Source organism: Sporosarcina sp. P19 (assembly GCF_002743165.1).
In the GTDB taxonomy this organism is placed as follows: Bacteria; Bacillota; Bacilli; order Bacillales_A; family Planococcaceae; genus Sporosarcina; species Sporosarcina ureae.
This window is the reverse complement of the sequence record NZ_PDYR01000002.1, coordinates 244,338-265,794: the sequence shown is the minus strand read 5'-3', so window position 1 is coordinate 265,794 and position 21,457 is coordinate 244,338. Positions and strand designations below refer to the sequence as shown.

The 21,457-nt window shown below is 40.2% G+C and carries 21 protein-coding genes and 1 pseudogene; 4 read left to right on the top strand and 18 right to left on the bottom strand.

Annotated elements, in window-relative coordinates:
• The 14 genes from hemB to CSV74_RS04530 all read right to left on the bottom strand — a co-directional run bounded on the left by hemB (position 1) and on the right by CSV74_RS04530 (position 13,657).
• The gene (gene hemB, locus CSV74_RS04585) at positions 1 to 981 is read right to left on the bottom strand and encodes a porphobilinogen synthase (RefSeq protein WP_099690735.1); all 981 of its coding nucleotides are present in this window, start codon (positions 979 to 981) and stop codon (positions 1 to 3) included.
• A complete protein-coding gene (locus tag CSV74_RS04580) occupies positions 978 to 1,742 on the bottom strand; it encodes a uroporphyrinogen-III synthase (RefSeq protein ID WP_029053660.1) in 765 nt (254 codons plus the stop codon). The genes hemB and CSV74_RS04580 overlap by 4 nt, the downstream gene beginning before the upstream one ends.
• Positions 1,735 to 2,664 (bottom strand): hydroxymethylbilane synthase, encoded by a 930-nt coding sequence (hemC, locus tag CSV74_RS04575; protein WP_099690734.1) that lies wholly within the window; start codon positions 2,662 to 2,664, stop codon positions 1,735 to 1,737. Before hemC ends, CSV74_RS04580 begins: the two co-directional genes overlap by 8 nt.
• Before the next feature lie 15 nt (positions 2,665 to 2,679).
• A complete protein-coding gene (ccsA, locus tag CSV74_RS04570) occupies positions 2,680 to 3,510 on the bottom strand; it encodes a cytochrome c biogenesis protein CcsA (protein ID WP_099670014.1) in 831 nt (276 codons plus the stop codon).
• A 221-nt stretch (positions 3,511 to 3,731) separates the two neighbouring features.
• The gene (gene hemA, locus CSV74_RS04565; protein ID WP_099690733.1) at positions 3,732 to 5,108 is read right to left on the bottom strand and encodes a glutamyl-tRNA reductase; all 1,377 of its coding nucleotides are present in this window, start codon (positions 5,106 to 5,108) and stop codon (positions 3,732 to 3,734) included.
• 129 nt (positions 5,109 to 5,237) lie between these two features.
• A complete protein-coding gene (gene yihA / locus CSV74_RS04560) occupies positions 5,238 to 5,819 on the bottom strand; it encodes a ribosome biogenesis GTP-binding protein YihA/YsxC (RefSeq protein WP_029053656.1) in 582 nt (193 codons plus the stop codon).
• On the bottom strand, positions 5,816 to 8,137 hold the full coding sequence (gene lon, locus CSV74_RS04555) for an endopeptidase La (protein ID WP_099690732.1): 2,322 nt from the start codon (positions 8,135 to 8,137) through the stop codon (positions 5,816 to 5,818). Before lon ends, yihA begins: the two co-directional genes overlap by 4 nt.
• Before the next feature lie 129 nt (positions 8,138 to 8,266).
• Positions 8,267 to 9,535 carry an ATP-dependent protease ATP-binding subunit ClpX gene (clpX, locus tag CSV74_RS04550; protein WP_099670011.1) on the bottom strand — a complete coding sequence of 423 codons (1,269 nt, stop codon included), beginning with the start codon at positions 9,533 to 9,535 and terminating at the stop codon, positions 8,267 to 8,269.
• A 210-nt stretch (positions 9,536 to 9,745) separates the two neighbouring features.
• Positions 9,746 to 11,032, bottom strand: a complete 1,287-nt coding sequence (gene tig, locus CSV74_RS04545; protein ID WP_099690731.1) for a trigger factor — start codon at positions 11,030 to 11,032, stop codon at positions 9,746 to 9,748.
• Between the two features lie 244 nt (positions 11,033 to 11,276).
• Entirely contained in the window at positions 11,277 to 12,242 is a 966-nt protein-coding gene (locus tag CSV74_RS04540) for a tetratricopeptide repeat protein (RefSeq protein WP_029053652.1), read from the bottom strand.
• 84 nt (positions 12,243 to 12,326) lie between these two features.
• Positions 12,327 to 12,449, bottom strand: a complete 123-nt coding sequence (locus CSV74_RS16990; protein WP_255408322.1) for a hypothetical protein — start codon at positions 12,447 to 12,449, stop codon at positions 12,327 to 12,329.
• A gap of 129 nt (positions 12,450 to 12,578) precedes the next feature.
• The gene (locus tag CSV74_RS04535; protein ID WP_099690730.1) at positions 12,579 to 12,761 is read right to left on the bottom strand and encodes a hypothetical protein; all 183 of its coding nucleotides are present in this window, start codon (positions 12,759 to 12,761) and stop codon (positions 12,579 to 12,581) included.
• Positions 12,762 to 12,800: 39 nt separating this feature from the next.
• The gene (locus tag CSV74_RS16985) at positions 12,801 to 12,932 is read right to left on the bottom strand and encodes a hypothetical protein (protein WP_255408321.1); all 132 of its coding nucleotides are present in this window, start codon (positions 12,930 to 12,932) and stop codon (positions 12,801 to 12,803) included.
• A 95-nt stretch (positions 12,933 to 13,027) separates the two neighbouring features.
• Positions 13,028 to 13,657 carry an SIMPL domain-containing protein gene (locus CSV74_RS04530; RefSeq protein WP_051210503.1) on the bottom strand — a complete coding sequence of 210 codons (630 nt, stop codon included), beginning with the start codon at positions 13,655 to 13,657 and terminating at the stop codon, positions 13,028 to 13,030.
• 140 nt (positions 13,658 to 13,797) lie between these two features.
• Between CSV74_RS04530 and CSV74_RS04525 the strand changes: the two genes are divergently transcribed.
• Positions 13,798 to 13,986, top strand: coding sequence for a hypothetical protein (locus CSV74_RS04525; protein ID WP_029053650.1), 189 nt, complete (start codon positions 13,798 to 13,800; stop codon positions 13,984 to 13,986).
• 45 nt (positions 13,987 to 14,031) lie between these two features.
• On the opposite strand, the gene CSV74_RS04520 is transcribed toward CSV74_RS04525, so the two are convergent.
• Both CSV74_RS04520 and CSV74_RS04515 read right to left on the bottom strand, forming a co-directional pair.
• A complete protein-coding gene (locus CSV74_RS04520) occupies positions 14,032 to 15,339 on the bottom strand; it encodes a sensor histidine kinase (protein ID WP_099690729.1) in 1,308 nt (435 codons plus the stop codon).
• A complete protein-coding gene (locus CSV74_RS04515) occupies positions 15,336 to 15,995 on the bottom strand; it encodes a response regulator transcription factor (protein WP_233190781.1) in 660 nt (219 codons plus the stop codon). The genes CSV74_RS04520 and CSV74_RS04515 overlap by 4 nt, the downstream gene beginning before the upstream one ends.
• A gap of 220 nt (positions 15,996 to 16,215) precedes the next feature.
• Between CSV74_RS04515 and CSV74_RS04510 the strand changes: the two genes are divergently transcribed.
• Both CSV74_RS04510 and CSV74_RS04505 read left to right on the top strand, forming a co-directional pair.
• Entirely contained in the window at positions 16,216 to 17,688 is a 1,473-nt protein-coding gene (locus CSV74_RS04510) for a YfcC family protein (RefSeq protein WP_099690727.1), read from the top strand.
• Positions 17,689 to 17,706: 18 nt separating this feature from the next.
• Positions 17,707 to 18,807: an NAD/NADP-dependent octopine/nopaline dehydrogenase family protein gene (locus tag CSV74_RS04505; protein ID WP_099690726.1), complete on the top strand. Its 1,101-nt coding sequence runs from the start codon at positions 17,707 to 17,709 to the stop codon at positions 18,805 to 18,807.
• A 314-nt stretch (positions 18,808 to 19,121) separates the two neighbouring features.
• Here the strand turns inward: CSV74_RS04505 and CSV74_RS04500 are convergent, their stop codons facing one another.
• Together CSV74_RS04500 and CSV74_RS17105 are read right to left on the bottom strand one after the other, a co-directional pair.
• Positions 19,122 to 19,748 carry an HD domain-containing protein gene (locus CSV74_RS04500; protein ID WP_099690725.1) on the bottom strand — a complete coding sequence of 209 codons (627 nt, stop codon included), beginning with the start codon at positions 19,746 to 19,748 and terminating at the stop codon, positions 19,122 to 19,124.
• Between the two features lie 476 nt (positions 19,749 to 20,224).
• Positions 20,225 to 20,455, bottom strand: a pseudogene (locus CSV74_RS17105) (peptide-methionine (R)-S-oxide reductase); the annotation flags it as partial.
• A 346-nt stretch (positions 20,456 to 20,801) separates the two neighbouring features.
• Between CSV74_RS17105 and CSV74_RS04490 the strand changes: the two are divergent.
• Positions 20,802 to 21,437: a DUF1232 domain-containing protein gene (locus CSV74_RS04490; RefSeq protein ID WP_029053643.1), complete on the top strand. Its 636-nt coding sequence runs from the start codon at positions 20,802 to 20,804 to the stop codon at positions 21,435 to 21,437.
• The last annotated feature ends 20 nt before the right edge of the window (positions 21,438 to 21,457 follow it).

Sequence of the window (21,457 nt, the reverse complement as noted above, 5' to 3'; positions counted from 1 at the left end):
TTACTTCTCCTCCAACCAGCGAGCAGCATCTTTTGCATGATACGTCATGATGATATCTGCGCCTGCACGCTTCATACTTGTTAACGTTTCTAATACAATTTTCTTCTCATCTACCCAGCCATTTAATGCAGCAGCTTTGACCATAGCATATTCTCCACTGACATTATAGGCTACGACAGGCAATAATACATGATTCTTCACGTCGCGAATGATATCAAGGTAAGACAATGCCGGCTTAACAATTAAGAAGTCCGCACCTTCAAGAATATCAGTTTCCGCTTCACGCATGGCCTCCATACGGTTTGCCGGATCCATTTGATACGTTTTACGATCACCAAATTGTGGTGTGGATTGCGCTGCTTCACGGAACGGACCGTAATAAGCAGATGCATATTTAACTGCATACGACATGATCGGAATGTTTTGGAACCCTGCATCATCTAGTGCTTGACGAATAACTGCCACAAATCCGTCCATCATATTCGATGGCGCAATAATATCCGCTCCCGCTTTCGCTTGACTGACCGCTGTCTTGGCAAGCAATACAAGGCTGGCATCATTATCTACATCATTGTCATGAATAACGCCACAGTGACCGTGATCTGTATACTCGCATAAGCAAGTATCTGCTACTACGACTAATTGCGGGTGACGTTCTTTCACTGCGCGTGTTGCACGCTGAATGATTCCTTCGTCGTCATATGCTTCAGAACCGGTTGCGTCCTTTTCGGAAGGAATACCGAATAAAATAATAGAGGAAATACCTAATTCGACTACTTCATCCGTCTCTTTCAATAATAAATCAATTGAAAACTGATCTACTCCTGGCATGGAAGCGATAGGATTACGTACGTTCTCGCCTTCTGTAACAAAGATAGGATAAATGAAATCCGCTGCTTTAATTTCCGTCTCTCTTACCATCGCTCGAACGGTCGGATGTGCACGAAGTCTACGATGACGCTTAAATTCTATTGGATTCATTTGAATTCTCCCTTTCGTTTGGCCAGTTCATGGACTAGCTCGACTAATGTATACGTTTCAGGTTTGACGTGAACGGGCGCACCTACTTTTAACAGTGCACGCTCCGTAACATGTCCAATTGCGCAAACCGTAAAGCCAAACCACGTCGTTTTCGGTGCAATACGTGAAGAGAACACTTCCACCGCTGACGGACTTGCGAACAGTACGGACACCTGATTTTTATGAAGTATAAAGCGACTCAATTTATCTATTTCACTCGTTGCACTCTTGGTCTCATAGACTGTCCATTCCGATACATGAAACGGCAACTCCTCACGAATTAAACTTCCTGCGAGAGAACCTTTCAAAAAGACCACATGTAATCGTTCTGACTTTTTCGGATTAAACTGTTTGACGAAAACATCTGCACTAAACACGCTAGGAATGAAAGATACAGCAAAACCAAGTCGATCTAGCGCAGCCGCTGTTCGCGTTCCGACCGCGGCAACTTTTCCGTTAAACGTATCCGCTGTTACATTGAACCGTAACATCTTCGCACGGAATGCAGCAACTGCTGATTGGCTCGTAAAAATGAGCCAATCAGCTTTCATTGCTTGTTGCAACTTTTGCTGATCAGCCTTCTTCTGTATTTCTCCCACTTCAATAAGGGGAATCGAAACCGGAATGCCGCCGTACTTTTTCACAAGTTCGGCCGCTTCCGTAGATTTTGGTGTTCCGGTGAAAATAACCGTTTCTCCTGCTAACGGTAATGCGTTACGCATCCATTTCCGCCTTCACTTTCTCGATTACTTCAGCAGCACCTTGGTCACGTAAAATTCTGCTAACTTCTTTACCAACTGCAACAGGATCTGTTCCTTTCACCGTTTCACGGAACACTTGAATTGCATCCGGAGACGCGATGAAGCCAGTCATTTCCACTTCATTACCATCATACGTTGCAAATCCACCGATAGGCACTTGGCAAGAACCGTCCATTTCATTAAGGAATGTGCGCTCAGCCTGTAACTCAACCCAAGTCTTCTCATCCGTGAGTTTCGCCAGTTCATTTAGTAATTCTGCATCATCTTCACGACATTCAATCGCTAATGCACCTTGTCCTACTGCTGGGATACAATCTTCAAGCGAGAGGTGTTCTGTGACGATGTTATCATCCCAACCCATACGCTTAAGTCCTGCAGCCGCTAAGAGAATTGCGTCAAATTCACCGTCACGTAATTTACGCAAGCGTGTATCAATGTTACCGCGAATCCACTTAATTTCAATATCTGGACGCAACATTAATAACTGTGAACTGCGACGAAGACTAGATGTACCGACAACCGCTCCGATTGGCAAGTCCATGAAGCGAACATGATCGTTTGCGATGTATGCATCGCGTGGATCTACACGTTTAGGAATACAGCCGACAGTCAAACCGTCTGGAATTACCGCAGGCATATCTTTCATGCTATGTACGGCAAAATCAATTTCTTTATCAAATAATGCTTGCTGAATTTCTTTTACGAATAATCCTTTACCGCCAACTTTTGACAACATGACGTCCAAAATTTGATCGCCTTTCGTCACGATTTCTTTTACTTCAAACTCAAATGGTGCACCCGCCTGCTTCATTTGTTCGATGAACCATTTCGTTTGAGTTAATGCTAGTTTACTTCTTCGTGAACCTACAATAATTTTTCTCACAAAACTCTTCCTTTCCTATATCCATAAATGAAATTGTGACAGCGTACTGCCCAAAAAGAAATTAACGACCGTTAAGAGAAATGCAAATATCGTCATCCAGGCAAACTCCATTGATTGAAGCTTTCCCTTATAGTTGAAATAAATAACTGAAGAATAGATGAGTAATACTGCAAATGACCCCATAATTTTCACATCAAAAGGAGACCAGTGTTCAAGCGCTACGTACGCCCATTGAACTCCGAATAATAAACTAACGAATAAAATCGGAATGCCGGTATAAATCGACATTTTCATCCCCGTCATGGTCTGATGTAAATTAGGTAGACTGGAAAATCGTTTTCCAAACTTTTTACTTTTCAATACGTTATATACAATCAAATATAATACCGCAAAAACAAATGCTAATGCGAACACTGCATACGAGAGGATTGCTGACGTAATATGAACAAATAGTACTTCTGAAATGAGCGAATCACCAACAGTGGATGCTGTGTATTTCAAATTGGAAAAGACATGAATCATTAAAAATGCAAATCCAATAATATTTGTGAAAAACACCATGAAGTTTACTTTATAAATCAACTGGAACACGATAGATAATGTGACCAGCAACCACACATAAAAATATATTCCTTCAACTAACGATAATACAGGAAAGCGTTTCATCTGAATAATATAAAGTGATAAAATTGCGGTTTGTGTAAGCCATACGGTAACGATGAGCCAAAAAGCAATACGTTGGACAGCTTTTGACTTCTTCAAGTAATCAATAAAGTAAAAAACAAGACCGAGGGCATAAAGAACAATCATGAATTCCTGAAGTCTTGCGACGGTTAAATCAACCATATGCTATTCTCTGCCTTTCAAGCGAAAACCTCTCTTTTGATAGTAAGGTGTGTTCGTCTTCATTGTCTCAAATGAGAGGGTGATACTGCAAATAATTGCATCCATGGAAAGCATCTTTTTACTAGTGACATGAATACTTATACATATATAGTATATTTACCTGCATTAAAAAAGTGGGCCTGTACCGTTCTTGTGAAAGACAGATACAGAACCACCTGGGATTAGTGTTGATAATGTAAGTTCGTCACATCAAAAACATCTGATTTTTGATCAGCACGTTTTTGAAGACGTTCTTTTGCTTGTAATGCCAGCTGTTCCTTTTCTGTTACGACATCTTCGGAAATTCCAAAGATTTGTTCGAAAAGTGCGAGTTTCTCCGCTGCTTTTTTATCAGTAGATAATTCTTTAGCCTGTAGAATAGGTTCTTTTAATAATTGATTAATAATCGACTTTGTATGCTTGTTCAGAACCTTCTTTTCACGTTCTGTTAAATCCGGCATTTTATTTTCAATGCTGATCATTGTTTCACTCTGAATACGACTCGCCTTCTTGCGTAGTGCAGAAATCATCGGCACGACGCCAAGTGTTGTTAACCATTCTTTGAACGCAACAACTTCTTGTTCAATCATCAGACCGATCTCATCAGCTGCACGCTTACGTTCAGCCAAGTTTGCTTCGACAATACCTTGAAGATCATCGATATCATACAAGAATACACTGCTCAATTCACCAATTTTCGGATCAAGATCACGTGGCACAGCGATATCCACCATGAATAGCGGCTTGCCTTTACGTAGTCTCTCGACATAATCCATTAATTCATAATCGATAACGTATTCAGTAGCGCCCGTTGAACTGATTAAAATATCCGCTTCGAGTAACAAACACTGCAACTCTTGCATAGATTTCGCTTCACCATTAAATTTCGCCGCTAGAATTTCTGCCTTAGAGAATGTTCGGTTGATTACGGTAATCTTCCCAACACCACTTCCCTGCAAGTTCTCAACTGCTAATTCACCCATCGTACCTGCACCAAGAATGGCAATATGCTTATCCTTTAGTGAACCGAAAATCTTTCTACCCAGTTCTACTGCTGCATAAGAAACTGACACGGCGTTTTCACCAATTGCTGTGTCGGTATGTGCTCTCTTCGCTGTTGTGATCGCTTGTTTGAATAATTCATTAAATACGGTACCTGTTGTACCAATATTTTGTGCAGCGAAAAAACTACTGCGAACTTGTCCTAATATTTGCGTTTCACCGAGTACCATGGAATCAATGCCTGCAGTTACACGTAATAAGTGTTCCACTGCACCATCTTCTTCATGAATAATTAAGTGACTGGAGAATTCCTCCATAGGAATAGAGAACCAATCAGCAAGGAATTTTTTTATATAATATCGTCCAGTATGAATCTGATCAACCACCGCATAGATTTCTGTGCGGTTACAAGTAGAAACAATGACGTTTTCTAAGATGCTCTTTTGTTGTTGCAATGTTTGCATCGCTTGTGGCAAATCAGCCTCAACGAATGATAGCTTCTCTCTAATTTCGACAGGGGCGGTTCGGTGGTTAACACCGACAACGACTGTATACATTAGGTGCTCACACCTTTCGGAATCTTTTTCGTACATTCATTATAACATACATAGCGCTTTAGTCGGAATGCAAATTGTGAACAACGTTTGAAGTCATAATGTAGCAATTCCATCATAACAACTCATTACTTACATGCGACTTTCAATTTCACGCCATGCTTCATCCATACCCATTCCCTTTTCAGATGAAAACAGGATTAGCGGCTCGTGTATTTCCATGTTAAATGTTGTACGCACGATCTTCTTATGTTTTTCCCATTTACCTTTAGGTATTTTATCTGCTTTTGTTGCAATGACGATCGTAGGGATATTGTAATGAGACAGGAAGTCGTGCATCATGCAGTCATCTTTTGTCGGTGGATGGCGCAAATCAACAATCTGTACTACTGCACGTAATTCTTCACGTGACGTGATGTATTGTTCGATCATACCGCCCCATTTTTCTTTTTCGGTTTTCGAAACTTTCGCATAGCCGTACCCTGGTACGTCAACGAAAAATAATTTTTCTTCGATTTTATAGAAATTGAGTGTTTGGGTCTTCCCTGGTTTTGAAGATGTACGTGCCAAGCTTTTACGCCCAATCATTTTGTTAATGAAGGAAGATTTACCTACATTTGAACGCCCGGCTAAAGCAAATTCAGGATAACCTTCTGTTGGGTATTGTTCAGGTCTAACCGCACTCATAATCATTTCAACGTTATGGACTTTCATTTCTTTTCCTCCAAAGCGATATCGAGTACTTCATGAGCATCCGATACTAGTTTAAATGTTAATTCTTTTCTTACACTACCTGGAATATCATCCAAATCGCGTTCATTATCAGACGGGATGATGATCGTACGCAGTCCTGCACGGTGAGCACTAAGCGTCTTTTGTTTTAGTCCACCAATTGGCAGCACACGTCCACGCAGTGTCACTTCTCCTGTCATACCGACTTCACGGCGTATCGGGCGTTCTGTCAATGAGGATACGAGTGCCGTGACGATAGTAATACCCGCGGAAGGTCCATCTTTTGGCGTTGCACCTTCTGGGACGTGAATATGAATATCCCATTTTTCATGGAAATCAGGATCAATATCAAATGTCATGGCTTTTGAACGAACATAGGATAATGCCGTTTGTGCTGATTCCTTCATGACATCCCCAAGTTTACCTGTCAGCAATAATTTACCTTTACCTGGGGATAGAGATACTTCAATTTGCAATGTATCCCCTCCGACAGTTGTATAGGCAAGTCCAGTTGCCATACCGACTTGATTCACCGTTTCTGCCTGCCCAAACCGGAAACGTTTTTTGCCAAGTAACACTTCTAAAGATTTCGGGCTCACTGTTAAGCTCTTCTTATCGCCTGCTAGAATTTGGCGCGCAGCTTTACGACAAATGCTTGCGATTTCTCGCTCAAGTGAACGTACACCAGCTTCGCGTGTATAGTATCGTACGACTTCCAGTACTGCTTCTTTCTGGAAACGAAGTTGTGATCTCTTTAGTCCATGTTCTTTCATCTGTTTGGGAATCAAATGATTAATAGCGATCGATTGTTTCTCCTGTTCTGTATAACCAGGAATCGAAATAATTTCCATACGATCTCGCAGTGGTCCGGGAATAGCCCCCAGATCATTTGACGTCGCAATGAATAATACACTAGAAAGATCATAAGGCTCTTCTATATAATGATCGCTAAAACTACTGTTTTGTTCAGGATCGAGCACTTCCAGCATGGCAGACGATGGATCTCCTCGGAAATCATTGGACATTTTATCGATTTCATCGAGTAAGAAGACCGGGTTGACAGTGCCCGCTTTTTTCATGCTTTGGATAATACGCCCAGGCATAGCGCCTACATACGTTCGGCGATGACCACGGATTTCAGACTCATCACGGACACCACCTAGTGATAAACGTACAAATTCACGTCCTAGTGACTCGGCGATAGAACGGGCTAACGAAGTTTTACCCACACCTGGAGGACCATCTAGACAAAGAATCGGTCCACGCAGAGAATTTGTCATCTGACGTACAGCGAGGTATTCAAGAATCCGTTCTTTAACGTTTTCCAAACCTTCATGATCACGATTCAATATATCTTCTGAACGAGACAAATCTAGTTGATCTTCTGTCGCATGAGTCCATGGCAGCATAATGAGCCATTCAATATAATTACGAATAATGCCACTTTCAGCTGAAACAGAAGGGATTTTTTCATAACGTTCCAATTCGCGCTCTGCTGCCTCTCTCACGGATTGCGGCATATTGGCTTCTTCGATTTTCTTTTTCAGTTCGGACACTTCTAGACCTTTACCATCTTTATCGCCTAGCTCAGTTTGAATCGCCTTTAATTGTTCGCGTAAGTAAAACTCTTTTTGTGTACGTTCCATTGCTTCCTTCACGCGTTCATTAATTTTTTGTTCAAGCTCCATAATTTCCTGTTCATTATACATTCGACTGATTAGCCATTCCAAACGTTCAGGCACGTTTAGAATCTCTAGCACTTCTTGTTTGGCAGTTAGTTTTAATGGCAAGTTGGATGCGATCATGTCCGCTAATCTACCCGGCTCTTGAATGCTTTCAACCGTCTCCAGTGTTTCGTCTGAAATCCGTTTGCTATTCTTCGCATATCGTTTGAACTGTGCAACAAGTGACCGCATCAGCGCTTCTGCTTGCGCGTCTATTTCTTCATTCTCTTCGTAACATGTGACATTGACAACTGGATACAGGTCAGCTTCTTGGTAACTGCTCCATTCTGCTCTATGTATGCCTTCGATTAACACACGGTACGTACCATTTGGTAATTGAGTCATTGATTTGATACTCGCCAGAGTACCTAATTCATGCAAATCTTCTTTTTCCGGATTTTCCAAACTCAAATCTTTCTGCGTCGCAAGGAAAACCTGATGATTATCTGCTAATGAATGTTCAATGGCGAAAATTGAGCGTTCTCGACCCACATCAATATGTAAAAGCATCGTCGGATAAACTATCACTCCGCGAAGTGGCAATAATGGGATGTTCTGCTTTTGAATCGTCGGCATGATAAGCCACCTCCAAATAATTATGTTTATGTATGTGTGCTGCTTAAATGAAATCTTATGTAAGAAAAAGCCGACTGCCGAACGTATAAGATACGCATCGGTGGAGCCGGCCCTTTTGCCTTTTCGGCGTTATGCGGTATTTTTTTCGCTATCTGATTCGTATATAGATCCATCTTCTCTGTGCAAGATCGGAGTCGACTTACCAAGAACAGAGTCCTTCGTAATGATACATTTCTTCACTTCTTCAAGTGAAGGAAGATCGTACATTACATCCAACATGATGTTTTCGATAATCGAACGAAGTCCACGTGCACCCGTTTTACGAGCGATCGCTTCTTTCGCAATTTCAATCAATGCGTCATCTTCAAATTGAAGTTCTACATCATCCAGTTCGACCATCTTTTGGTATTGTTTTACGATCGCATTTTTCGGTTCAGTTAGAATTTGATACAATGTATCCGCATCTAATGTATCGAGAGTTGCAATCACAGGCAAACGGCCGATGAATTCTGGAATCAAACCATATGACTGGAGATCTTCAGGAATCAGTTTAGCCAATAGGCTATCTTCTTCGTTGATCTCTTGCTTGGATTCAGAGCCGAAGCCGATCACTTTACGGCCAATACGGCGTTTAACGATATCTTCGATGCCATCAAAAGCTCCACCTACGACAAATAAGATATTCGTCGTATCGATTTGCAAGAATTCTTGATGAGGATGTTTACGACCGCCTTGTGGTGGTACGCTAGCAACTGTTCCTTCAAGAATCTTCAACAAAGCTTGTTGTACACCTTCACCGGATACGTCACGAGTAATCGATGCGTTCTCAGATTTACGAGCTACTTTGTCGATTTCATCAATGTAGATAATTCCTTTTTCAGCTTTATCAATATCGAAGTCCGCTGCTTGAATCAATTTCAAGAGAATATTCTCTACGTCTTCCCCAACGTAGCCTGCTTCAGTTAATGAAGTCGCATCTGCAATCGCGAATGGTACATCCAAAATACGAGCCAACGTTTGCGCAAGTAATGTTTTACCGCTACCAGTTGGGCCGATTAAGACGATATTGGATTTAGCCAGCTCGACATCATCAATTTTACTGCTTGAATTCACCCGTTTGTAATGATTGTATACTGCTACTGCGAGTGATTTCTTTGCGCGATCTTGCCCGATAATATAATCATCGAGGATACCTTGGATCTCTCTTGGTTTTGGAACGTCTTTTAGCTCGAAGCCTTCTTCAAGACCGACTTCCTCTTCCACGATTTCCGCACAAAGTTCAACGCATTCATCACAAATATAAACACCTTGACCTGCTACTAATTTACGGACTTGCTCTTGAGATTTTCCGCAAAAAGAACAGCTCAGGTTATCGTTTTCATCATTAAATTTGAACATTATGCTCACCCCTATTCAAGTGAATATACTACAAGATTAACATGACTTAATCAACTATTTAGAACTTAATGACCGATAACTACCAGCCTGATATGTATCATTATTTATGTTCTAGCTTATGGAGTTTCCCAAAGTCTATACATGAAGTTGTTTCATTTAAGAAAAACAAGGTACGGACAAACCGTACCTTGTTACATTCATATAGAAAGATTAGTCGATGATTTTAGCGTTATCAACAAGTAGTTGTACTGTTTTATTGAAGCGAAGATCGTTCTCAAGTACAGATGTGCCACCAAGAGTTGTCTTGATTTGCTCAACGTCCATACCGAATTGCTCAGACATCTTTTCAAGCTCAGCATTTACTTCTTCTTCTGGAACTTCTACTTTTTCAGTAGCGCCGATTGCTTCAAGTGTCAATGAAACGCGAACGCGGCTTAACGCGTCGTCTTTCATCTGGTCGCGAAGTGTTTGCTCGTCTTGACCAGAGAACTGGAAGTAAAGATCTAAGTTCATACCTTGCATTTGTAGACGTTGTTCGAAGTCCTGCATCATACGATCCGTTTCTGAATCGATCATCGCTTGTGGGATTTCCATTTCAGCGTTGCTTGCAGCTTGTTCTACTAAATCGTCACGAAGAGCTGTTTCAGAATCATTCTTTTTCACTTCTTCAGCTTCTTCTTTCAACTTCGTACGTAGTTCTTCTACTGAAGATACGCTTTCATCGATCTCTTTTGCTAACTCATCATCAAGTTCAGGAACTTCTTTAGACTTGATTTCATTAACTTTCACTTTGAATATAGCAGGCTTTCCAGCTAATTCAGTAGCGTGATATTCTTCAGGGAAAGTAATTTCAATTTCTTTTTCTTCTCCTGTTTTCATGCCTACTACTTGCTCTTCGAATCCTGGAATGAATGAACCAGAACCTACTTCAAGTTCGTAGTTTTCAGACTGCCCGCCTTCGAATGCTTCGCCATTAGCGAATCCTTCGAAATCGATTGTAGCTGTATCGCCATTTTCAACAACGCCGTCTTCTTTGACTACCATTTCTGCTAGTGCTTCAGTACGTTGTTCAAGCTGCGCGTCTACTTCCTCGTCTGTAACTTCAACTGCTTTACGAGTTACTTCAAGACCTTTGTATTCTCCAAGCGTAACTTCTGGCTTAAGAGCGACAACAGCAGTGAAAACGACAGGTTCGCCTTTTTCTAGCTTTTCGATGTCGATTTCAGGAGCTGCGATTGGATCAACGTCTGCTTCGTCTACTGCAGCAGAGTATGCTCCAGGTAGTACGATATCGATTGCATCGTTGTAAAGTGATTCTTCACCGTACATTTTGTTGAACATTTTACGTGGCATTTTCCCTTTACGGAAACCAGGTGCCTGTACTTTCTTAACTACTTTTTTGAACGCTTCGTCTAATGCTTCGTTGAAACGATCTACGGAAACTTCAAACGTAAGTTTCCCTTCACTACCTTCTAATTTTTCCCATTTAACTGTCATATGTATGACCTCCAAATCATTTGCAATACTTTTATTTTTATTTTAATCAATTATACCTTCGCATGATTGTATCTGAACTTTTTCTGTACATCCTAAAAAATCTTCGACACTCTTTGAAGGCTTTACCTGAATCAGCTTATTTTGTTTCACCTGTAAGTAGCGACAACGTTGCTGAGGACAGATAAGCAGTTGACAACCATTTTAGTATAACATAGTCTATTCATCTTTCAAGAATTAATCACTGTCAGCTTTCCATTTCTTCATCTACCGAACGTATGAACGTCAGTAATGAAGATTCCTCCGTCTGCTTACCATACAATAACTGCTTTGTATACGCTACATACGCTCCTGCCACCTCTTCCGTCGTGTAAGGACCCCAGTGGAATGGAAACAGCAAGACACTATACTTAAGGATCAGATTGACGACCAGTTCACTAGCGGTTGGATCTTTCTCAAATTGCGCTTTCGCGAGAAACTGCACTTCTCCAATAAATTGATCTTCTTCGGGTGACACTAGTCTTGATGGATTAGCTTCAGTCTCAAAGTGGTATTTTCGAACAGCTAGCGACTCTTGGTATCCCGTTTGTTGCAATAACATCAATGCATAGGTCTTGACAACAGGTAACGATTCCTCTGCTTCAATTACCTCTACGAGCAACGGTATATGCGGCTGTAATTTCTGATGTTGCAACGATAATAAGAATTCCTGTTGTTCCATCGATCCCATTTGGTGAAATTGCTCGCTTGTAATAGAGGGCTCCTCAATAGAAGGTTCTTCATAACGATCAGATAATCGACTATTCAATTCCCGCAAATATTGGAACTTCTGCAAGCTATATTCTGGAATGATTTCTTTCTCCAAAAGACCTTGTATCGTCAGCTCTACCTCGGCGTATTGCTGTAACTGAATCGAGATCGAAAGATAAAGCTCAAGTAACTCTATGTAATCGCCTGCTTGGTTTTGCATAGCCAGAAGGGTAAATTCTTTCGCTCGTTCATACTCTTTCATTTCATATAAAGAAATAGCCAGACCATCGAAAACTGTGTAATCTTCTGGATTAATTTCCAATACAGATTCGAAATTCCGGACCGCTTCTTCATGAAGATCACGTTCCATTGCTTGTCTACCTTGCCGATGAAGACGTTCGAGTGTTCCAGGGAAAACAACCACATTTCCTTTTCTAATGACTTGTCTTCTCTTCTTTTGCATTGTAATCACCTGCCTGCTTTGTTCCTTTCACTATAGCACAGCATTCTCAATCGATTCCACCTTGACGCCATGAATGATATGAAGCTAGTACACTTGCAATTTATCCGCCACATACCATTTCTGCTGATCTACTTCGCAAATGACTGGCTGATCAGTAGTTGTTCCAATATATCCCCCGTCGGTATGGCGACCTACTGCTTGATTCATTTCAATGCACTTGATTACTGACGGTGATTATCCAGACAACATAGAGCACGCGTGCATCTGCATCGTTTTGAATTACCGCGTTAAAAGGTTTGAGGGTTAGTAATCTATGCGCTACAGTCAAAGCAAACACTACGCTGCCAAGCTGCCAAGCTTCCATTTATCTAACGTCTCTTTAATAGTAGACGGACTAGCTGCCAATGAAACATCCAAGCCGAAATAACAATTACTTGCAAAATAACGTTGGTGTGCGTCATTCAATTGAACGGAGCCAAAGTCTACAGTTTTTCTTTCTGTTGCAATATACGATTTCACTTACCGTAAACTAGTGAATGCTGGAAACCACCTTGCTCATCATTCTATCATGATGAGCAATAACGACACGTTGGCTTGTCCAGTAAATTTCTGCGCCAGTTCTTTCGCATGATCACGTCGCTCCGTGATGTGTAATGGATAGCTGATGTTCGTTCGCAAGCTAGCCCACAACTTAGCTTCCCTGTCATCTCCAATTCATTTATGCTGAAGTGAACATCCATACGGACCGTCTCTTTCATCCTAGTCGCAGACTGCCAATTGACATACTAGACGATTTGATATTTCACTTGCAGACTTGCGCTGATTGTAATCGTGCCGGACTCGATTGGTGTTCTGCCGGTATCCGCCATAGCCATCGCACGAAATGCTACCGGTTGAGATGTATGCTGTTCTTCAATCTTCATAGGAATGGGTCGGTTCTGTAATTTCAATGAAGTTCCAATCGTAATCATCTTTGTCTCTGCATCTTGCAGAGCTAGTACTAACGCTTGCTGATATTGTTCATCTTGGTCCGGCATCGTGAATTCGATCGAGCCGATTTGATTCGCACCATTTTTGACCGCAAGATCGACGAGTTCTCCTGTTCGTGAAAGTTCATTACTTGTAATGCGGATGGAATTAATCACTTCATAGCCCTGAAAGCGCTGTTCGCCGTTAATATACTCATAGACTGGTCGAATTTGAAAATCAATTGTTTGAATAGACGTTTCCGCAATGCCCGCCTTTTGCAGCGACTGAATTACTTGATTCATACGTCTAGCATTTTCTTGCTGGATTTCTGCGAGTTCCGTACCTCTAGATATAACAGATAGTACAATATGAACCGTACTAGGCGAGACTTTTACTGCCCCTTCACCAAAAACAGTAATCGTGCGTGCTTCCTGTTCGTTATACATATAGAACACTCTCCTTTTTACAGTATTATCATGTCTATGCCACACTCGAACCTAGTTAGACCTTTTTTGTTTGTTCACACACTTGAACGAGAATAAAGGCTTCATCATAACTTAAAGAAAACGGCTATGGAGGGATTCCTATGCGTGAAAGTGAAAAACAAATCGCGAAATTAGCATTGCTCGGTGAATCTATCGGCTTGTTCGGCCAAGCGATTACGACGCTAGCGGCTTATCTTGCATTAGTAGATGAGGAAATCGAAGATGATAAGTTTATTAAAATGCAGAGACAGATTGATGATTTATTGAGCGAGATGAGACAAAAAAAGTAATGCAGAAAAGAGCTGTACATAAATCATCAGCTCTTTTCTACAACTTCATTTACAATTTCTTATAATAATTTTAAATGTGACTCCACTTGACTGCTTCAACAACTCGATCGATCCTTGATGCTTTTCTGCAATCTCTTTAACTATTGATAAACCTAGACCATGTGCTCCGGCCTCGCCTTTCGTAAACGGAGTAAATAATTTATCTTTAATCGAAGAATCAATAGCTTGTCCATCATTATGAAAATAAAGTACAGCTTTGCCATCTTCCTTTACACAACGGATGGATAGCAGTCTTCTCGCATATTTTATTTGATTGTCTAGCATATTTTCGATTAAAATTTCTAATTCATGACGATAGCCTATCACTGTCAACTGCTTAGCGAGTTGCAAATCGACCGTTAAGCCGGATGAATATACGTTGAGGTTTTCGGCAACTTGTTCAATGAGTTCATCCAACTGTACAAGTTGGATATCTCGACCATTTTGAAGTATTTCAGCATTTGACTTTGCAATAAATAGTAAGTCCTCTACTCTACTTTCTATCCTAGACGTTTGTTGTGTAATGGTTTCTAGTGTTTCGTCTATAGACCCTTTCGGATAAATTCCCTCTTTTGCGGATTCGGCATAACTGGATATGATCATAATGGGAGTCTTTAATTCATGAGAAATATATCGCAACGTGGACTGCTGTGCCAAATCTCTCTGTTTCAAATTGTATTTCATAGCGGAAAACGATGAAGCTAATTCTTGAATATCTGCATCTTCTGTTTCCAACACAAGTTCCGTGTCCCAGCTTTTTGTGTCAGTCTGCATCATATACCGTTTTAATTCATGAATATTATGATAAAGCTTGTTCGTGATCATTCGTGTGAGTAATACAGACAAAATAAAGATGAATGCGGTAATAGCCAAAAACCACAATAACATTTTGGGTAGAATTTCACGGTAAATATCTTTAACAACGGAGTATTTATATACTTTTTCACCATTTTCATAATCCAAATCGATTTTGTACAATAAATATTTACCATCTACTTTTTCACGGTATACTTTACTTTCCTCCATCTGTGCCACTGCGTGATCCATGATATATTCCGCGGTGGGCTGACCATGAATAGCTTCAACTATATCGATACTGTGCGCTGTCACACCTAAAATCCATTCATTATATACGCCACGTTCTTCATTCTTTTCATACGTATATTCATCGATAATACGATCTTCAAAAATCTGTCCGAAATAATAATACGACCAAAAGTATACGATTGCGACACTAGCAATACTCATCAGTGTAATAAAAACAGCCATTAATATAGTGATTTTTGACGCAAGCCATGTCTGACGTTTTTTCATACATTGCACCGATAGCCAAAACCGTATATCGTTTCTATATGAAATAGCGGCAGTTTCTGACGAATTTTTTTAATGTAATTATCCACAACACGTTCACTGCCGAAATAATCCTCTCCCCAAATTTGCTGTAACAATAACTCCCTAGGGATAGCAGCTCGATTATGTTCTACAAAAAATTGGATAATATCAAATTCCCGACTTGTCACATCCAACTCTTGTTCTTCTACCAAGATTAACCTTCGCTTTTCATCTATTTTATAAGGTCCTACTATTTTAAATTCCGTTTGATTTTGCATAGGTGTGCTCTGCAAGATCTTCTTTACACGAAGAACTAATTCTGCTGGTAAAAAAGGTTTTGTGATATAGTCATCACACCCAATTTCAAAACCTATAACCCGATCTATACTTTCACCTCTTGCAGAAATTAAAATTACTGGCGTATGAACATCGAGCTTTTTAATTTCTTTCAACAATTCAAACCCGCTACCATCTGGAAGCATGATATCTACTACCCAACAATCTATATGGACATGCAGCTGATTTAAAGCTTTGTATAAAGTATCGCATGTTACCACATTCCAGCCACTTTTCTCTAAATAAATCGAAAGTACTTGTAGTAAATCTTGTTCATCTTCCACAAGACAAATCGTTTTCATCACGTTCACTCCCTCCATTAAACACAGTATTTTTAGTATACAATTCTTCTACCCGAATGTAGTGCGGCCCTACTCTTCGACACAATCAAACACATTTCGTACATAAATGAATACATTTTCGTGAAAAAGTACACACATTCACACTTTATCATAAGAATTAGAAAACTTGATGCGCATGTGAAGTAAGCGCATACAAAAATATGATACATGGAGGTTTCGCATGGAAAAGAAGAAGTTTAAACTGCCCACGGCTTTCACTACATTACTTATAATTACCGTAGGAATTGCATTCCTAACGTTTATCATACCCGCTGGAGAATATTCCTACAATGAAGACGGAACACCAATTGTCGGGACATATGAACAAGTCGAGTCAAATCCCCAAGGTTTGTGGGACATATTCTCTGCCCCGATCAACGGATTCTTTGATGCCATTGATATAATTATTTTCGTTCTGGTTCTAGGTGGTTGTTTAGGTATTGTATTTGAAACGAAAGCAATCGATGCAGGTTTATCTAAAGTAGTCTTTTCATTAAAAGGGCGCGAAAAATTGATGATCCCTATTTTAATGACTATTTGTGCCATCGGTGGTGCTACATATGGGATGGCGGAAGAAACCATTGCGTTCTATCCCATTGTAGTTCCTATTCTTCTATTGGCCGGTTACGATGTCGTTACAGCTGTCATGGTGATTTTCTTAGGTGCTGGAATTGGTGTAGCGGGTGGAATCACCAATCCATTTTCTGTTGGAATTGCTTCCAACCTGGCAGGCATCTCTATTGGAGATGGAATTTTTCATCGTTTATTACTTTTCTCATTGTTCCTAGCTTTCGGTATTACCTTTGTTATGCGATATGCAGCAAAAGTAAAAATGTATCCTGAAAAATCGATTGTCTTTGATATTAAAAGTAAAGTCGAAGCGCCTTTTAAGAAGATCGATCCGAATGATGTAGCGGACCTTACGGGAAGGAGAAAAGCGGTACTCGCTGTATTCAGTAGCTTCTTTCTTATTATGGTTGTTGCTCTAATCCCTTGGCAAGATAAGTTTGGAATTTCAATATTTAATACATTGCATGATAACATACAACAAACACCTATACTGGGTGTAGTTTTAGGACATATTAGTCCACTTGGGGAATGGGGATTCGGTGAATTAACAGTTTTATTCTTCCTAGGTTCCATTATTATCGGAAAGATGTATTCATATAAGGAAGATGAAATAGTACGTTTGTTCCTTAATGGAGCAAAAGATTTGATCAGCGTCGCACTCATTCTCGCGGTGGCAAAAGGTATTTCTGTCATCATGACAAACGGATTGATCATTGGAACTATCCTGAATTTCGGGGAACATCTATTGGCAAATGTCAGCAGTTCTATAATTGCACCACTTGCCTATCTCTTGTATATACCGCTCGCGTTCCTAATTCCATCATCATCTGGCCTAGCCACAGCGACAATTCCTATACTGGCCCCTCTTGCAGACTTTGCAGGAGTTGACCGCGCTTATATTGTCACTGCCATGCAAGCTGGTGCAGAAACGATGAATTTATTTTCGCCGACACAAGCCGTTTTAGTGGGTGCTTTGACGCTGGCGAACATACCGTACGAACGCTGGCTGAAGCATATTATCCCATTCGTGCTCGGTATTATATTAATAACTACAGTCGTTTTAGTCACTTTGTCTATTATCTAAATTATAGGAGGATTTTATATGAATAAAATTTCAATCATTGGTGCAGGTAACGGCGGCTTGACAGCAGCTTATCATTTATCAAAACTTGGACATAGTATTTGTCTATACGATTCCCCTCAGTTCGATACACAGATCCAAGCGGTAAATAAACTAGGCGGAATTAAAGCACTTTCGGAAGATCACGGAGCCCAGATGATGTTTCCAGGTTTCGAGGAAATCACTCATGCGACAACTGATATAAAAAAAGCGATGGAGTTTGCTGAAATGATTATCATGATTTGTCCTTCATTCGCACAAGAACTTTTATTTGAACAAATGCTCCCTCACTTGCAAGATGGACAAGTTATTTTCATAATGCCAGGAAACTACGGTGGACTGGTCTTGAATCGCATGAAAAATGAATCTGATCAAAAGTATAAAGATATTACATTTGTGGACGGGATCAGTATTCCATGGGCAACACGCATTGTAGAGCCTGGTGTTTTAACCATTATGGGGTTGAAAAAGTTTTTATCTGTCAGCATTTTCCCATCAGAAAATGCGACTGATGAAGTGAAGCAGCTGATTACAGAATCTCTCCCAGTTCCTGTAGAATTTTTAGATAACCCATTAGTCGCAGGATTGGAAAACATTAATTTTGGTGGACATCCTTTATTGACTACATTAAATATGGGACTACTCGAAAACTTTGATGGAGATTTCAACTATTATCGGGACTGTTGTAGTCAAGCTACTGCAAATGCGGCAGCCAAGATGGATCAAGAACGGCTCGCTGTTGGAGCAGCTCTTGGATTTTCATTAAGGACTGAATTACAAGCAATGAATGCTTTGTATGGCTCAAACTATAAATCGGTCTATGATTTCAATCGTGATTCTACAACACACGGTAAAATAAACAGTGCTCCGAACAGTTCGAAAAACCGATATGTGACTGAAGATGTACCTTATTTACTTGTTCCATGCTTCGAATTAGCCCAAGCAGTTGGTATCCGTGTACCGATCGTAGAGTCTTGTATCCATATAGCTTCTGCGTATAATGATACCGATTATTTTAAGACGGGCAGAACATTGAAAGATATGGGTATAACTGCAGAGGAATTAAAGAATCTAACATCATAACTATTTAAAAACCCGGACATCTCTTGTAGATTTCCGGGTTTCGTTTTAAGAAACAAAACTGAACTTTCATTTTAACTAAAAAAGCTCTCGATCTATTATGACCGATGAGCTCTGAATATACGTTTTCGTATTAAAATGTGATGAATCCTTTTTGTACTGCAAATCCACCTAATGTAAACAAGGCGATGACAACGAGTGTAATGATGAATAATCGATTATTTCTGTCCAAGACGTCACCTTTTCTCTATTGGATAGATTAGTATTGCTAGTTACTTTATTCTATCCTATCGAGTTCAGAATTGGCAAACTAATTTTCAATCAATCTCTTTTCTTAGTTGATGCAAAAAATCTTCCATGAAGTCATGTCGTTCTTTCGCCAAACGCGTGCCTTCTCTCGTGACCATCAATTCTTTCAGCAATAATAACTTCTCGTGAAAATGCGTAACCGTAGCCGTTTCTTTTTTTCGGTATTCTGACACTGACATATCCTTTCGAGCTTCTTCTTGCTGATCATAAAGTTTCCTGCCACGCGCACCACCAAACGCAAATGCACGCGCTATTCCAACCGCGCCAATGGCATCCAAACGATCAGCATCTCTGACAATAGCGCCTTCAATCGACGTAATATCTTTTGCGTTGCCGCCACTGAATGACACACTATCAATCGCAGATATCACATTATCTGTAATCTGTTGTGTCGCACCTATTTTTTCAAGAAGCTCCACCGTAGTTGCTTCATGCACCTCTTTATATTTCGCATCTTCTACATCATGCAACAGGACTGCTAAACGTACGACTAGTTCATCCGCACCTGACTCAGTCGCTAAAATTTTCTCAGCGTTTTTCATTACGCGATCAATATGATCGAGATCATGACTCGCATCAAATTTATTGTAAATGCCTTCAACTTCTAACCTGCATTTCGCTATCATTTCTCGCATTGAATCCCTTCCCCTCTTTTTCATTAGTTATATGCGAATACCTCTCTAAAAATCAGTTCTTATTCATGACGAATAAAGCTCACTTCACTGAATTACCGAGTCGAATCATTACCGTCGTACCTATTTTTGAAGAAGAGCTTACTGAAACTTTAGACGCTTCACCGTAATAGAGTTTACCACGCTCATCATCGTTGTGAATACCTACACCGCCAAGTTTTATCATACTATGTGCTGATTAAACAGGCATACCCAATCCCGTTTACAGTTTCTTAAACGATAAATAGTACATGACCATCTTCATATACTGCGAGGACTCGTATTTCACCTTATCGTGTAAAAAGGAAAGGCAACCAAGGTGGCCCCTTTCCTTCTATTATATTACGAGTATACTATTTCACATAACTTGTCAGATAGCCGTAACCTTTCGCTTCCATTTCTCCAAGCAGTACAAAATTGATCGATGCGCTGTTGATACACTAACCTAACCCGCCGCGATCTTTCAGCCCGTCTTCGAAAATGTGTACGAGACGGCTATCTCCTGCACGGCTTGTCACTTCAGTTCGCACCATATTGAAACTTTTATCAATATATTCCGTCAGTATTTCCGGAACGATTGGTCGGGTGAAGCTTGGCCAACCACACTGTGAGTCATATTGATCGTCACTTGAGAGTAATGGTTCAATTAGTGCGACATCGATAGAGATGCCATTTTCAAACGTATCCTATTATTCATTCAAGAATAATGCTTATGTATGGTCGCCTTGTGTCACTTATTACTGATCTTTCGTCAATTTCTCTATCCATTCTTTATCGCTTGGTTTAGGAAAGTCCGCTATCGTTTGACGTCTTCCTTTACTATTTATGTACCTAGTATAAATTAAAGACACGATAAAACCTATGGATTGAGATTCTGAAAATTTTATATAGCCAAATCCAGACGTTTTTTGAAAAAATGATCCTCGCCTATACCTGTTGACAATTTGCCAACAAACATTTATTCTTTTAAAGAAGTAGATATTTTTACCGTTGTCGTAGAAATGGAGGGGGAGTGTCATGTCAGAAGGTAGTCTTGGTCTGTCTATCGGGCAATTATTGCGTACTGTTTTAGATGAACGTTCATTGTCCATGCGCAAACTAAGCGAACTTACAGATATTGATACTTCAACTATCTCTAGGATTATCAACGACAAGCGCAAAGCAACACTAGACCACCTGGAGAAGTTTGCGATCATTTTGGAAATCCCTTTAGCCAAATTACTTCAGGCGGCAGGCTATCCGGTTGATCATAAACACACGATACGTTCTGGTTATGATGAAACCATTCAACATTTGGTCAATACTTCAGAACTTCTATCTGCGGATATCTCCATTGAAAAAGTTAAACTTCAACTTACAAGTTACGAAGCGTATGTTCAGACAACTGAAGGAAGAAAAAGAATTTTATATGACTTCGATAAGAAGTTAAAATTGGCAGGCGGAGTAGGTCCATTCGTCGATCAAATAAAAGAATTATTTACACGATTTACAATGCAAGACGTTGCAAAACGTGATCTAACCGTTATCGGTAGCGCATTATTGTACTTTATCGTTCCTGTGGATGTCATCCCGGACTACATTTTTGCGGTCGGATATCTGGATGATGCAATCGCAGTCCAAATTGCTTCAAGCGTTCTAACAAAGAGTTCATAATCAGATGAGTAGGTGTGACA

What these genes read in the sequence shown, in the direction of transcription:
- hemB (WP_099690735.1), bottom strand. Translation starts at nt 981, where the DNA reads ATGAATCCAATAGAATTTAAGCGTCATCGTAGACTTCGTGCACATCCG.
- CSV74_RS04580 (WP_029053660.1), bottom strand. Translation starts at nt 1,742, where the DNA reads ATGCGTAACGCATTACCGTTAGCAGGAGAAACGGTTATTTTCACCGGA.
- ccsA (WP_099670014.1), bottom strand. Translation starts at nt 3,510, where the DNA reads ATGGTTGATTTAACCGTCGCAAGACTTCAGGAATTCATGATTGTTCTT.
- hemA (WP_099690733.1), bottom strand. Translation starts at nt 5,108, where the DNA reads ATGTATACAGTCGTTGTCGGTGTTAACCACCGAACCGCCCCTGTCGAA.
- yihA (WP_029053656.1), bottom strand. Translation starts at nt 5,819, where the DNA reads ATGAAAGTCCATAACGTTGAAATGATTATGAGTGCGGTTAGACCTGAA.
- lon (WP_099690732.1), bottom strand. Translation starts at nt 8,137, where the DNA reads ATGCCGACGATTCAAAAGCAGAACATCCCATTATTGCCACTTCGCGGA.
- clpX (WP_099670011.1), bottom strand. Translation starts at nt 9,535, where the DNA reads ATGTTCAAATTTAATGATGAAAACGATAACCTGAGCTGTTCTTTTTGC.
- tig (WP_099690731.1), bottom strand. Translation starts at nt 11,032, where the DNA reads ATGACAGTTAAATGGGAAAAATTAGAAGGTAGTGAAGGGAAACTTACG.
- CSV74_RS04540 (WP_029053652.1), bottom strand. Translation starts at nt 12,242, where the DNA reads ATGCAAAAGAAGAGAAGACAAGTCATTAGAAAAGGAAATGTGGTTGTT.
- CSV74_RS16990 (WP_255408322.1), bottom strand. Translation starts at nt 12,449, where the DNA reads ATGAATCAAGCAGTAGGTCGCCATACCGACGGGGGATATATTGGAACA.
- CSV74_RS04530 (WP_051210503.1), bottom strand. Translation starts at nt 13,657, where the DNA reads ATGTATAACGAACAGGAAGCACGCACGATTACTGTTTTTGGTGAAGGG.
- CSV74_RS04525 (WP_029053650.1), top strand. Translation starts at nt 13,798, where the DNA reads ATGCGTGAAAGTGAAAAACAAATCGCGAAATTAGCATTGCTCGGTGAA.
- CSV74_RS04520 (WP_099690729.1), bottom strand. Translation starts at nt 15,339, where the DNA reads ATGAAAAAACGTCAGACATGGCTTGCGTCAAAAATCACTATATTAATG.
- CSV74_RS04515 (WP_233190781.1), bottom strand. Translation starts at nt 15,995, where the DNA reads ATGAAAACGATTTGTCTTGTGGAAGATGAACAAGATTTACTACAAGTA.
- CSV74_RS04510 (WP_099690727.1), top strand. Translation starts at nt 16,216, where the DNA reads ATGGAAAAGAAGAAGTTTAAACTGCCCACGGCTTTCACTACATTACTT.
- CSV74_RS04505 (WP_099690726.1), top strand. Translation starts at nt 17,707, where the DNA reads ATGAATAAAATTTCAATCATTGGTGCAGGTAACGGCGGCTTGACAGCA.
- CSV74_RS04500 (WP_099690725.1), bottom strand. Translation starts at nt 19,748, where the DNA reads ATGCGAGAAATGATAGCGAAATGCAGGTTAGAAGTTGAAGGCATTTAC.
- CSV74_RS04490 (WP_029053643.1), top strand. Translation starts at nt 20,802, where the DNA reads ATGTCAGAAGGTAGTCTTGGTCTGTCTATCGGGCAATTATTGCGTACT.